Source organism: Granulicella sp. L56 (assembly GCF_009765835.1).
GTDB lineage: Bacteria > Acidobacteriota > Terriglobia > Terriglobales > Acidobacteriaceae > Edaphobacter.
The window spans coordinates 54,917-68,189 of record NZ_LMUS01000006.1 but is presented as its reverse complement, the minus strand read 5'-3'; the positions used below and the strand labels follow the sequence as shown (position 1 = coordinate 68,189).

General features: G+C 54.6%; 8 protein-coding genes. 3 read left to right on the top strand and 5 right to left on the bottom strand.

Going from position 1 to position 13,273, the window contains the following annotated elements; translation table 11 throughout:
• Positions 1–112 precede the first annotated feature (112 nt).
• Positions 113–1,174 carry a hypothetical protein gene (locus tag GSQ81_RS08110; protein WP_158910282.1) on the bottom strand — a complete coding sequence of 354 codons (1,062 nt, stop codon included), beginning with the start codon at positions 1,172–1,174 and terminating at the stop codon, positions 113–115.
• A gap of 358 nt (positions 1,175–1,532) precedes the next feature.
• Between GSQ81_RS08110 and eno the strand changes: the two genes are divergently transcribed.
• Entirely contained in the window at positions 1,533–2,825 is a 1,293-nt protein-coding gene (eno, locus tag GSQ81_RS08105; RefSeq protein WP_158912118.1) for a phosphopyruvate hydratase, read from the top strand.
• A 101-nt stretch (positions 2,826–2,926) separates the two neighbouring features.
• Here the strand turns inward: eno and rbsK are convergent, their stop codons facing one another.
• From rbsK to GSQ81_RS08090, 3 genes are all read right to left on the bottom strand, one after another.
• Positions 2,927–3,913 carry a ribokinase gene (rbsK, locus tag GSQ81_RS08100; RefSeq protein ID WP_158910281.1) on the bottom strand — a complete coding sequence of 329 codons (987 nt, stop codon included), beginning with the start codon at positions 3,911–3,913 and terminating at the stop codon, positions 2,927–2,929.
• Between the two features lie 13 nt (positions 3,914–3,926).
• Complete coding sequence (locus GSQ81_RS08095; RefSeq protein WP_158910280.1) at positions 3,927–4,919, bottom strand: GRP family sugar transporter; 993 nt, start codon at positions 4,917–4,919, stop codon at positions 3,927–3,929.
• Positions 4,920–5,009: 90 nt separating this feature from the next.
• Positions 5,010–8,279, bottom strand: a complete 3,270-nt coding sequence (locus GSQ81_RS08090; RefSeq protein ID WP_158910279.1) for a carboxypeptidase-like regulatory domain-containing protein — start codon at positions 8,277–8,279, stop codon at positions 5,010–5,012.
• A 312-nt stretch (positions 8,280–8,591) separates the two neighbouring features.
• Between GSQ81_RS08090 and GSQ81_RS08085 the strand changes: the two genes are divergently transcribed.
• Both GSQ81_RS08085 and GSQ81_RS08080 read left to right on the top strand, forming a co-directional pair.
• Positions 8,592–10,760, top strand: a complete 2,169-nt coding sequence (locus GSQ81_RS08085) for an SUMF1/EgtB/PvdO family nonheme iron enzyme (RefSeq protein ID WP_158910278.1) — start codon at positions 8,592–8,594, stop codon at positions 10,758–10,760.
• Positions 10,761–10,772: 12 nt separating this feature from the next.
• Positions 10,773–11,798, top strand: coding sequence for a LacI family DNA-binding transcriptional regulator (locus GSQ81_RS08080; protein ID WP_254060076.1), 1,026 nt, complete (start codon positions 10,773–10,775; stop codon positions 11,796–11,798).
• Positions 11,799–11,871: 73 nt separating this feature from the next.
• Here the strand turns inward: GSQ81_RS08080 and GSQ81_RS08075 are convergent, their stop codons facing one another.
• A complete protein-coding gene (locus GSQ81_RS08075; RefSeq protein ID WP_158910277.1) occupies positions 11,872–12,906 on the bottom strand; it encodes an arabinofuranosidase catalytic domain-containing protein in 1,035 nt (344 codons plus the stop codon).
• Between the last annotated feature and the right edge of the window lie 367 nt (positions 12,907–13,273).

The following is a 13,273-nucleotide window of genomic DNA, read 5'->3' as shown; positions in this document are numbered from 1 at the left end:
ATTGGCTTGCTATCATCTTGATTTGTCATCCTTCGCCGAAGGCGGAGGATCTGCTGTTTTTTGCCGCCCATTAGCTCGGACTCACCAGAGCTAGTGGGCGCACCAGTCCTGATTACTGAACAGGAACCGAAGCAACCGCCGTATAAGAAGCCGGCTGCGGTGCAGCCACGCTGCTCACGGTGTTGTCGCTCGTAACATTGCCGCTCATGGCGTTATTGCTCAGGGGCTTCAGAATCATCGGTGTCGTCAGGCTGAACACCAGCAGCGAATCCTTGGGCAACGCCTCCTGTCGATCCTGCTTCAGCCAGATAATCGTGCTCGCTCCCGCCCCAATCCCCGCGCCTACCAGAGCGCCCACGCCTCCACCAACCATCGCGCCCGCAGCCGCAGCGCCACCGGTAGCCACCGACATCGCCGCCAGCGTCTCCTTCGGATGGTCCCTGCGAACCAGCGTGCCCTCACGGTTCACGGTGCTGTGGTCGGTCTGATCCGTATCGATCAGCTGCGCGTGAATCACATAGTGCGACCCATCCGGAAGCGTCACATCATGCGCCTCAAGGTGCAGCGCCGCACGGCCCGAGATTCTCCGTCCGCTGCGAACTTCGGTAACGCGTCCCTCGACGATCGAGCCAATGGGCAGAATCACGCGTCCATCCTTCTCGACCGGCTGCGTCAGCGAAGCCGAAAACGGAGAGCCCTCAAGCGTGCTCGTCGTCGAAAGTCCCTGCGTAATGCGCGCCCGCAGCAGCGTTCCCTCGCGAATCTCGCCCTCGCGCTCCGGCACGCTGGTCACAATCCCCTCATCGTCAGAGGGAGAGTCCGCGGCCGCAGAAGTATCCGGAACAGTCGTCGTCACGATATTGGCATCCGGATCAAAGGCAGCCGTTGTCGCAGATGTGTCGGTCGGTGCCGTCCCGGGTGCAGCATCGCCAGCCGCACGATAAGGTACATACGGTCCATAGGTAATGGTGTTGGTGTTCGAGGAGTCCGCAGGCACAGCCGCCGAGGGCTTCGCTTCAGGCACGCGCGGCGTCAACACCGGAGTCGCGGGGCTGTTATCGTCGGTCGCGGTAATGTCCGATGCAGGAGGCGTCGAAACTCCACTCCGCGCATCCTGGGCAATAACGGGAATGGTGACAAAAATGAGAGCGGCGGTCGCAATCGAAAGCTTCATGGCTGATCCTCTTAACAATCAAGCAATTTCAGGCCTGATTGTTAGACAGGCCATTAAAGAGAAGGTTAGAGCGAATCGCCTCCGCCGAGGAACAAATCTGGCGAAAGGGAATCGAACCTGCTACTCCCGTCTCAATCCGGTAAACAGCTCATTTCAGGCGATTCACGCCACATTCAGCCCGCTTCTTAAATGCTTTGCTAAAATCCAGTGAGTGAGCTCTCCCGACGCAGGATTGGTGCAGACAATCGCCGCAGCTGGCGGTGCTCCCGTTCGCGTCGACCGCCGCCCCAAATTGAATGAGCGCCTGATGCACCGCGTCGTCGCCCAGCACCCCCAAACTTCAAACCATAGGAGCAACATGACCGAGATCGTCTCTATCCACGCCCGCGAAATCCTCGACTCCCGAGGAAACCCCACCGTCGAAGCCGACGTCATCCTCGACGGCGGAGCCAAAGGGCGCGCCGCAGTTCCCAGCGGAGCCTCCACCGGCGAGCACGAGGCCGTAGAGCTTCGCGACGGTGACAAGGACCACTATCTCGGCAAGGGCGTTCTCAACGCAGTCGAAAATGTAGAGTCGATCCTCGCTCCCGAACTCACCGGGATGGACGCCAGCAACCAGCGCCTCATCGACGCCACCATGATCTCGATCGACGGCACCGAAAATAAGAGCAAGCTCGGCGCCAATGCCATCCTCGCCGTCTCCATGGCCTGCGCCCGCGCCTCGGCCGAAGCCCTCAAGCTGCCACTCTACCGCTACCTCGGCGGCGTCAACGCCTGTCTTCTGCCCACCCCAATGATGAACATCCTCAACGGCGGTTCGCACGCCGACTCCAACGTCGACTTCCAGGAGTTCATGGTCATGCCCGTCGGCGCCGAGACCTTCTCCGACGCCCTCCGCTGGGGCACCGAGGTCTTCCACACCCTCAAGGGCGTACTCAAGAAGAAGGGTTACAACACCGCCGTCGGTGACGAAGGCGGCTTCGCACCCAACCTCAAGTCGAACGCCGAGGCCATCGAACTCATCCTCGAAGCCATTCAACTCGCAGGCTACAAGCCCGGCGAAGAGATCGCCATCGCGCTCGACCCCGCTGCAAGCGAGTTCTACAACAAGGAGACCGGCAAGTACGTCTTCAAGAAGTCCGACAAGTCCGAGAAGACCTCCGCCGAGATGGCAGCATTCTGGGAGTCATGGGTGCGTCAGTACCCCATCGTCTCGCTCGAAGACGGCCTCGCCGAAGACGACTGGGATGGCTGGAAGCTGCTCACCGACCAGATCGGCGGCATCGTGCAGCTCGTAGGCGACGACCTCTTCGTCACCAACACTACCCGCCTACAGCAGGGCATCGAGCAGAAGGTCGCCAACTCCATTCTGATTAAGGTCAACCAGATCGGAACCGTCACTGAGACCCTCGAAGCCATCGAACTGGCTCGCCGCTTCGGCTATACCAGCATCATCAGCCACCGTTCCGGCGAGACCGAAGACACCTTCATCGCCGACCTCGCCGTAGGCACGGGCGCCGGACAGATCAAGACCGGCTCCGCCAGCCGCACCGACCGCATCGCCAAATACAACCAGCTCCTCCGCATCGAAGAAGAGCTAGGCCAGTCCGCCGAATTCCTCGGCATCGAGTCCGTCAACTTCGGCCAGTAAATCAAATCAACCAACATGGAAGCCGTGCCCACAGTAAAAGTGGCACGGCTTTTTGCCGCTCATAAATCGTGGCAACCGTACTCGTCTTTTCAGCGCAAGCATCAGCGGTAAGGTAACGTCTTCGCGCATGGAGGTTGCTGTCGATTATGCTCTTCTGTATTTGAGAGTGCATCGACTTCCGCAATCTGTGGCATAGAGCTCTGCGCTCCGCTCTTGGTAACAGAAACTGCCGCAACTGCGTTCGCGAAGCGTGCAGCAGATAAAGGATCAAGGCCGCCACATGTCAATCCAAACGCGAATCCCCCGTTGAAGGCGTCTCCTGCCGCCGTTGTATCAATTGCTGTTACTGGAAAAGAAGAGATGTAAGCCGGTTCGACATCTCGGCCAGCCATATAGACTCCACGCTCACCGAGTTTGAGGATGACGTTGCGGACGCCTGCGTCAAGGAAAGGCTGGACCGCTTCTTCCGGTGGAATATTATTTGACGTTTCGACTCCCGAATACCCGAAAGATTTAAGGAGACTCTGGCATTCGCTTTCATTTGGCGTCAGCCATGTGACAGCCTTTAGCAAAGCGGGCGATAACGGCAACGCAGGCGCTGGATCCAGAAGAAACGGAACCCCAAACCGCTCAGCGATGCGTCCTAGTTCTTCGACGGTCTCGAGCGGAATTTCGAGTTGGGAGAGAATGATTGAGGCACTTCGGAAGAGGTCCTCAAAGGCAAGCAAATCTTGAGGCCGGAGTGAGGCGTTCGCTCCTGGATTCACAACGATGGAATTTGAACCATCGGCAGTGACTAAAATGATCGCTGTACCAGATGATCCAGCGACATTCTCTACGCATCCGGTATCCACGCCAGCCGCGTTTAGCCCTTCTCGAAGCTCGCTCGCAAAGCTGTCCTCACCGAGCCGCCCCACCATCGAGACATCTCCTCCCAGGCGAGCAGCGCACACGGCCTGATTTGCGCCTTTCCCTCCAGAATGGGTTGCAAATCCCTCGCCGAGGATAGTCTCACCTGCAAGCGGCATCCGTGCCGCGTAAGAGACGAGATCGAGATTAATGCTTCCCACCACTACTATCTTTTTCATATGTTCCTCAAAACTATCTTGCAATGAGCGGCGCTGCGGCGATTAGTCCCAGCCCCAGCAAAAATAAGACAAACATATAGGGAAGCAGATGACGGGAAGACTTAGGCGCATTAGCAAACTCGCGCCAGACGAAGACTCCCCAGATTGCGGAGATCATGGTGGCGCCTTGGCCGATCGCATAGGAAACAGCCGGGCCGACCAGATTCGCGCGAGAAGCAACAAAACTGGCAACTGCTCCAGTACACCAGATCGCGCCGCCCACTACTCCCCAGATATGCCAACTTGTTCGAGCCTGACGATACTCTTTGAAGAATGTTGGCTTCTCGTCGGTGAGCGAGTGGCTCATAAGCCAGCTATTGACGGGAAGAGAACAGATCACAACACCCAGAGCGAACACAAAAGCGACAGCGTAGGGCCCGAGCGAGTGCTCTCCAAGAGTAGACTTGGCGACGAAAGGATAGAAAGTGCCCATCAGTAGGCCACTGACGACGCTCAAAATGACACCGCGCGTGCTAACGGTGTTACTGGCTTCTCGCCGCCGATAAGCCAAAGCATCCAGAAGAATCGCGGCAGCGACCAGTGCAACTCCGCCGAAGATAAAAAGTGGGTTACCCGCTGGTTGGATGATGTAGTTCAGGATCACGCCGACAATCAACGCGAGGCCGATGCCTACGGGAAAGGCAACGGCCATGCCTGCCAAATCGATCGATGCAACCAACAACAAGTTGGCAACATTAAAAATAACTCCACCTGCGATAGCCAGCAGCCAATGATTGCGATCGGCACTCGCGAGATTCTGGAGAAAGGCGCTCGTGCCACCATTGAGACTGCCAAGCGTAAATCCCCAGACCAGAGCTGCAATTACGATGCCGAGCACGTAATCCCAATAAAAGAGAGAGAAGGCATAACCGGTTGTGAGCTTTCGAGTATTAGCCCACGAGCCCCAGCAGAGCATGCTGGTGATCATAAGCAGGAGAACGACAATGTAAGCCTGCGGTTGATACAAGCGGTTTCTCCTTAAGTGTAGAAATAATAACTGTCAAAGCAGCGTATATACGAGCATCCGGAAGAGATGCCTTTTCTCGGATGCGTTACGTTAGAAGCGAAGGTGCCCGACGAGCTGAATCTGCCGTGGCATATACTGTCCGGTAGATTTACCAAAGAGATTATTAGACAGATCTCCTACCGGAGTTTCAAGGTTGACACGGTTGAAAGCATTCAGGAATTCACCGCGAAGCTCAAGTCTCCCTGAATCCCCCAGAATAGGCACATGGAACGATCTCTGCACTGCGATATTTGTCTGGGCAAAGCCTGGGCCGTTATAGACATTTCGCCCAAGATTTCCTTCTGTTCCCCGTGTCGGGGCAGGGAATTCAGAGGCAGTGAAAACCCCCTTCAAGTAATTTGAACGGCTGGCATGGATGACACGACCAAACGCAGGTGCATTGGGGATGTCATATCCATAGCCGTCGGCGTTGTAGTCTCCACCAGCGGAATATGTAGCAGACGTATAGATGTTATAGGGATTGCCCGACTGCAGAATTACGATAGGCGACACCGTAAAGCCCTTAGTGAGAGTACCTAGAAATCCTGAACGGAATCCAGGAATATCCCATACTGCGTCTGCTGAGAGGCGATGCCGGGCATCGTAATCCGAGCGGGCATATTGCCGTTCAGGATGTTGTGCATCGAATACAGCTTCTCCCCCGCCGACGCCATTATCGTTGCTGCTCACGTAGTCGAGCGACTTGCTAAAGGTATAGGTGACGTGCGTTGTCCATCCATGTGAAAAGTGGCGGGAGATGCCGAAGGCACCTACATTGGAGTTTGCAATGCCAACGCTCCGGCCATAGATCACCCCAGCGAAACTCTGATTCAATCGTTTCGACGTGCCGTTGTTCACGATATAGTCACCGGAAAATCGGTTGACGTCGGTCTGCAGGAAAAGGTTACGGCTTGCTGTGCCCAGATAGTCAAGCTCGACAACGAAACCTCCCACCATCTGTTGGAGACCAAGGCCCCAGCTATGAACCAGCGGCGGAGTCAAATTTGGATCGATACCTCCAACCTGGGTCCGCGTTCCGACCAGACCGCCGTGAGAATCGACCTTGTAGGTCAGTCCCGGAGGAGGAGCGAAACCTTGAGCTCCGGAGCTGCTCGCTCCATAAGAGAAATTGGCGAGGGTTGTACCGGGATTGAAGATACTCAGAGAGGGATCAGCATATCCCGGAGGATTCGTGCGCATATTATTCACGTAGGCATATTCGCCTACCTTGTCGTTGAATATGCCGTAGCCACCATGGAGAGACAGCGTTCCGTTTCCATGAACGTCCCACGCAAAACCAACTCGCGGAACGAAGCGATATCGAGCGCTTGTAGTAGCCGCTCCATTTGAACCGCGTGCTTGCATGCTGCCATTTGCTGTCTGTTCGGCAAACGTAGAACCAGTGCCGGGAGTAAAGAATGAAATTGGTTTTTGACCATTCTCTACCGTTGCGAGATGTGTAAAGTCATCCAGCCGTAGGCCAAGATTGAGAGTAAGTCGCGGCAAGATCTTCCAATCATCCTGGATGTAGGGAGCAACATACAGCATCATCACGCGCTGATAAAGATCATGCGCCGTCGTCTGCGTGGCCAGATCCACGACTGGACCACCCTGATCAAATGGATGGTCGCTTGCAAAATCGAGAACGTTGAGAAAGTAGAAGTATGGTCGAACAAGGCCATTTGTGAAGTTATCGAAATCTTGCTGACGGTCCACATTGAGCCCCACATGAAAGGTGTGGCCTCCGTGGGTATAGGTCAGATCATCTTGATAGATGAAATTGTTTTGCGCCCAGCTCGATGGTCCCCACTGCGAGAAATGATCGTCAATGCCGCCAATGTAATACACATTCGGCAGCGAAGGTATCTTGTCCGACTGGCTGCCAGTATTCCGCACGTAGCTCATGCCGGCTTCATTCACAAGCGACGGGGAGAAGACATGAAGGTAGTCGAATTTTGCATAAAGCGTGGCATTAGGAGCGATGTAGGAGTATTTAGGACGGCCATCCGCAGTCTCGCCCTGTGTGGTGTTGCGAAACAAGCTGAAAAATACCTTGTCCTTACCGCCGCTCATATTTTGATCCAGCCTTAGATGTCCCTGGAAGCCATTTGCGATCGGAGAGACATTAATCGTGGATGTTCCCTCAACGACCAGGTCACTCGGGATCGGTGGCGGTGCGTAGGTGCTGCCATAGTTGTTTTCTACCTGGGCCGCCGTCAGGAAGTTTGCGGTTGGATCGACAGCAGGCGGAGCCTGCGACAGGAACATATTCGCAATCGAGTTCGGTTCATTACTGGCAACCCAATTCCGCAATGCCGGCGTCTCGACATTTTCTACATAAGTACTTCCCAGCACTGCGCGTGTCCAGAACAGAGATCCAAAGAAAAACGTTCTGTCTTTGATGATCGGCCCGCCTATTGTTCCGCCGAAGTCGTTGCGATTGTACTTCGGCACTTCAGTCTGAAACTCCGTGCGCGAAGTAAGAGGTTTGTCCGCATGAAACTCAGACAACATGCCATGAAAACGGTTCGTACCGGGCTTTGTGAAGATCTCTATCAGCGCGCCGCTCTGTCGCCCCTTTTCGGCAGAGAAGGTTGAAGCGGTGACCTTCATCTCCTGAATGGTTTCGGGCTCAGGCGTGATATTCACGACGCCGTCGCGGGAGTTACCGTCGACGACCGTGCCATCTACCTGATATTCGTTGGCCTCCTGCCGTTGGCCGGCGGCATTGATCTGAAAACCTGCCTCCGCGTTAAAGCTGCTGGTCCCAACCGAGCCAGCAGCAGAGATATTGCCAGACGCATCTCCGAGCCCGGTGACACCCGGCGCCAAAGTCGCTACGGAGGCGTAGACGTCTTGCCCGACCATCGGAGATTCGCGCATTGTCTCCGCTTCGAGAACGCGCCCAATGTTGCCCTTGGTGGTCTCTACCGTTTCAGCATCTGCTGTTACGGTGACGGTCGTGTTCTCACTGCCAACAGCGAGCTTCGGATAAATGGTTCGGATATCGTGGCCTTCTACCTGAATATTGTCGAGTTGCCATGTTTTAAAGCCTGTTGCCTTAATCTCGGCACGATATGTTCCCGGGGGAAGTTGAAGAATGTGGACATACCCTTGAGAGTCGGTCACGGCTCTCTGACTGACCTGAGTCGCCTTATTCACCAGCGTTAGCTGCGCCATCGGAATCGAAGCGCCAGTTGAATCCACTACCGTGGCTTCAATGCCGCTGGCAAACTGCGCATGCAATGAAGGAGCGATTGTCAGGCAGGATATTACTGCGAAGATCGAGAGAATAAATTTGAGTTGCCTGGGAAACAACATCGAAACCTCCGTAGATTCGGGCTGGATTCCCAGCACGCGTTAAATGTTTTATATTTTTGAATCGATTCAAAATAGAAGCGTGGCCATCCTAGTAATCCACATCTCAAGTTGTCAAGCTTTTTAACTTAAGCAAGCAGAAACTCTCAAATTTGATCAAATCATTCACGTATTCAAGCAAGTTATGCGCTAACAAGAGTTGTCAACGTACTGTCGGTCAACCGGCATTTTCGCAATCTCTAGCCAAACTTCTTGCCGATAGTACTTGAATCGTTTTATATTGGCATTTCTTAGCTGTAGCCTAAAGGAGTTTCTATGTACCGGTTTCGCACTGTTCTCGCCATGCTGTGCCTTACTCTCGCTGGTTCTCTCGCGCATGGCCAGGACACCGTGCTCCATCTTCAGGGAGAACAGATCGATGGTCCTTCCTGCGCGGCGCCGCCCCAATGGTTTGTGCGAAGCGCTCCCCGAACCTGTACTCCCGCTGAGACACAGGCGTGGCTCGACGACCTACATCATTGGCGTGACGAAAGGCGCATCCGAGTGGGCTTCGATGGCGCTGAGTACGAACGTCCCGAACTGCGGTGGACACAGTCGAGCTTTGTTCAGCCGCAGATGATGGTGCATGACCGCTTCTTTTATGACGTCGCCACGCGCCATTATACGGTCGATGGTTACTTGAAGGACTTAGAGACGCGTTACGGCGGCATCGACAGCGTGCTCGTGTGGCCCACCTATCCCAACATCGGAATCGATGATCGCAACGAGTACGATCTGTTCGCCGATCTTCCCGGCGGCCGCGAAGAAATCAAAGAGTTTGTCGCCGACTTCCACCATCGAGGGGTGCGTGTCTTTTTCCCCGTGATGCTGTGGGATCAGGGAACACGCAAGCAAGATGAGCCAGATGCACAGGCACTCTCTCGTGAGCTTGCAGAGGTGAATGCGGACGGTATCAATGGTGACACCCTGGAAGGGATTCCGCGGACATTTCGTAGAGCATCCGATAGTCTTGGCCATCCTCTCGCTCTCGAACCCGAACTTGGGCCGGCTTCCGACGAGATGCTCAACTACAACAACATGAGCTGGGGCTACTGGAAGTACGATTTTGTGCCAACGGTAAGCCGTTACAAGTGGCTCGAAACCCGGCATATGGTTAATATTTCGGATCGATGGGCGCACAGTCATACGGATGATCTTCAATTTTCCTTCTTCAACGGCATCGGCTTCGAATCATGGGAAAACATCTGGGGCATCTGGAACGGCATGACTCCGCGCGATGCAGAAGCTCTGCGTCGGATTGCGACGATTGAGAGGGCTTTCAATAAACTGCTGGTCTCTCCCAAGTGGGAGCCCCATACGCCCATGCAGCAGTATGGAGTCTTCGCCAGCAAATGGCCCGGAGATCATTCCACGCTCTGGACTATTGTCAATCGCAACTCCTATCCTGAATCGGGCAGGCAGATGATTCTGTCTGCCGAGACAGGAATGCACTACTACGACCTGTGGCATGGGATAGAACTCAAGCCAAAGCCAGAAGGCGACAAAATTGTTCTTGATTTTTCGATTGAAGCGAACGCTTATGGAGCAATTCTGGCGTCATCTTCGGAACCCGAACAACTTCCGGCCTTGATGCGAACAATGAAAGAGCTTGCGGAAAAACCTCTCGCGAACTACTCCCACGGATGGACGACTGTCCCCCAGCAACTGGTACCCATCGCAAAGACAGCACCAGCCAAGTCTCAACCATCTGGGATGTCAGCTATTCCATCGGCCGATTTTGTCTTTCGCGTCAATGGAATTGAGATTGAAGGTACCAACGATGAAGGAGTCGATGTGCAGTATCCGGGCGAGCCTTCAGCACGCCGCTATCATGAGATAGAGATCCATATTCCTGCCTTCTGGATCGATACTTTTCCTGTAACGAATGCGCAGTTCAAAGCATTTTTAGACGCTACAAAATACCATCCAGCCGATGATCATAATTTTCTGAAAGACTGGCACGGCAACAACTATCCCGACGGCTGGGGCAGCAAGCCGGTAACGTGGGTATCTATCGAGGACGCCCGTGCTTACGCGGCTTGGACCGGTAAAAGGCTTCCTCACGAATGGGAATGGCAATATGCTGCTCAGGGATTGGATGGAAGGACGTACCCTTGGGGAATGGAGTGGAACAGAGAAGATGTCCCCACGGTCGACACTGGCAGATCGATGCTGCCACCGTCGGACGTTGCGGCGCATCCAAATGGCGCCAGTCCTTTTGGAGTACAAGATCTGGTAGGTAACGTTTGGCAATGGACGGATGAATACACCGATGCACACACACGCGCTGCTATTCTGCGTGGAGGAAGCCACTACCAGCCACAGGGTTCACGCTGGTATTTTCCACAAGCGTATAAGTTATCCCAACATGGAAAGTACCTTCTCATGGCTCCGAGCCTCGATCGCTCCGGAGCCATCGGTTTTCGTTGCGTTCTTGATCGATGAAAGGCACAGCTAATGGCGGGACAGCGCGACAAATCCCCAGCATCGGGGCGAACAACGATGCACGATATTGCCGCTCATGCGAATGTGTCGGTCGGTACCGTTTCGCATGTCCTCAATGACACAGCGACTGTACGAGAGGTGCTCAAGAAAAGAGTTCTAAAGTCAATAGAAGAGCTCGGCTACTCGGTTAATCACCTGTCGAGAGGGCTGCGACGCAATAAGACCAACCTCATCGGGGTAATTATTCCGGACATCATGAACCCTTTTTTCCCTGCGGTCGTGCGGGGGGTAGAGGATCTGGCATTCAAGTCCAATTATCGGGTGTTGCTCTGTAATGCAGACAATGACGTTAAGAAGGAAGAAGCGTATCTGGCAGACCTTCAGTCCTTTCTCGCCGCTGGCATCATCCTGATTCCATCAGTCGATCACAAGATTGTAGGCAAGGGGATGCCTCCTGTCGTGTGCGTGGACCGGAAGCCGAAGGGATGGAAAGGTGACAGCGTCACTGTTGCGAATGCGGCTGGCGGTTATCTTGCGGCGCAACACTTAATCAATATGGGCCACCGTCAGGTTGGAATTGTTCGTGGGCCGTCGAACGTCACGACGGCAACTGAGCGCGTAGATGGATTTCTAAAGGCGATGGCGGAGCATAAGATCGTCGTTCTATCGGAGTATCTACAGTCGGGATCGTTTGATCAGGAGAGCGGATATGCTTGCACCCTCCGCTTGTTAAATCTTCTCCCCAGACCGACAGCCATCTTTACCGCGAGCGATCTGATGGCCGTTGGCGCTCTAGCTGCGGTTAAAAACCAAAAACTAAAGTGCCCGAAAGACGTATCCATTATCAGCTTTGATGGCTTGGCGTTTACGCAGATGACAGAGCCCGCAATCACCAGCATCTTCCAGCCCAGTTACCAACTCGGCTATTCGGCTGTGCGTTTGTTGCTGGAAAGAATCAATGGGATGGATTCTCCGCCTCAAGACATCGTGTTGGATACCGAACTCAAAATGAAGGATTCCGTTCGCAGACTCGCCTAGCCGTGTTCCTGAACGCAAGCTAGTCTCAATGGTAGAGGGTACTCTGATGCGGCGATCGTTCATGGCCGCAGTGTCAGGGCTTAAGCTCGCCAGCGTAACCAGCGGCAACGATGTTGCCCTGAACTACTTCCATTGCCGGCTTGGTAGGCATTCCCTTCGTCATGACACCCTCGAAGAAATATCCCTTGGCCCAATTACTGTTATCGCCGCCGATTCCCAGGATGATGGCTCCTTCCTGTTTCATCGGCTGATAGCCATTCGGAAGAGGGATGATGTCGGTACTGGTCAGAGATCTTGATTGGGCGTTGCCCTGGTAGATGGCAAAGGTATGCTGACCATCGCTGGCACCCATATCGGTGACGAAGGTAGTGTCGGCAGGAACCTTGAGGTGGCCGTAGATGCCGTCCTCCATGTCCAGTCCCGCGTCGGGACTGCAGGGGTCGCCATGACACATGATGTTGATGGCATCCATGTGTCCAGCTTTGTTGTCGAGATCGTTCGTCTCGGCGTTACCAAAGTCGAAGCAGCACTTGCCGTTGAGATTGAGAGCGGAGGTGACCATGTAGACGCCTTCGGGTTCACCGTTGGCCGCTGTTTGTTTTGGGTTATCGTTGCGATAACCCATGCCAGGGGAGATGGCGATACCGTAAACCTTGTGTCCGGCTACGGTTGCAGGGAGGGCATTGGCCACGGCGGGGAGGTCATAGCCGTTGGGCCCAGGTCCGCGCGCTGCGCCGCCGGGAGGCGCGGGCGCGAGGTCGTTGTGGTTGGGTGACTGGTCGTAGAGCCTGGTGATGGTGCAGGTCGTGTTGGCGCAGAAGGTGTCCTGCGTTGCGGCGTTTGCATAACCGTCGGGAAGGAGACCGATATTGGTGTGGGTTTGGTCGGATTGTCGTGTGACCTGGTACAGCGGGCCGGTGTACGCGCTGTACAGGGCGCGAGTGGTGCTGATAGCAGCAACACAGGGCGTTGCGGACGCGAAGAGATCGCAAGGGCGGGGGGCGGCCTTTTGCGCTAAAGCGACGCTGGCCGGGTTCATCGCAAAGGCGAAAAGAAGAACTGTTAGCGACAAGATGCTTCCGAATAGTGAGGTCGATTTGGGTGCCATGGGATATTCCTGAGTCCTTTACTTTATTTGTTTCGCTTTCCTGCCTAACAGTTGGTCAGGGGCAACAGAATTATCACATCGAATACAGAGTTCTTCATAAAGAACGAAGCGACTGCTTGATGTCAAGGTCGGCACCGAGGGCAGCTTCGAATCACCTGCTGTACGAAGCTAGTGACTTTACACTTGCGGCGAACCTCGATTCCAAGAGAGCGTGGCCGCTCGGCCAGCATTTCTTCACTGAACTTACTGCGTAGGCAACGAGCAGACCCATAGGGCTCAATGAACACTATGGACTGATATTGCGAGTTGAAAGTGTTGCACCTGCTTCTGAAGCGTGGCTGCCGGTGAACAAACATCGGGTACAAGT

Bases quoted from the DNA above. Each gene is read 5' to 3' on its own strand.
- GSQ81_RS08090 (WP_158910279.1), bottom strand. From the start codon at position 8,279: ATGTTGTTTCCCAGGCAACTCAAATTTATTCTCTCGATCTTCGCAGTA.
- rbsK (WP_158910281.1), bottom strand. From the start codon at position 3,913: ATGAAAAAGATAGTAGTGGTGGGAAGCATTAATCTCGATCTCGTCTCT.
- eno (WP_158912118.1), top strand. From the start codon at position 1,533: ATGACCGAGATCGTCTCTATCCACGCCCGCGAAATCCTCGACTCCCGA.
- GSQ81_RS08075 (WP_158910277.1), bottom strand. From the start codon at position 12,906: ATGGCACCCAAATCGACCTCACTATTCGGAAGCATCTTGTCGCTAACA.
- GSQ81_RS08080 (WP_254060076.1), top strand. From the start codon at position 10,773: ATGGCGGGACAGCGCGACAAATCCCCAGCATCGGGGCGAACAACGATG.
- GSQ81_RS08085 (WP_158910278.1), top strand. From the start codon at position 8,592: ATGTACCGGTTTCGCACTGTTCTCGCCATGCTGTGCCTTACTCTCGCT.
- GSQ81_RS08110 (WP_158910282.1), bottom strand. From the start codon at position 1,174: ATGAAGCTTTCGATTGCGACCGCCGCTCTCATTTTTGTCACCATTCCC.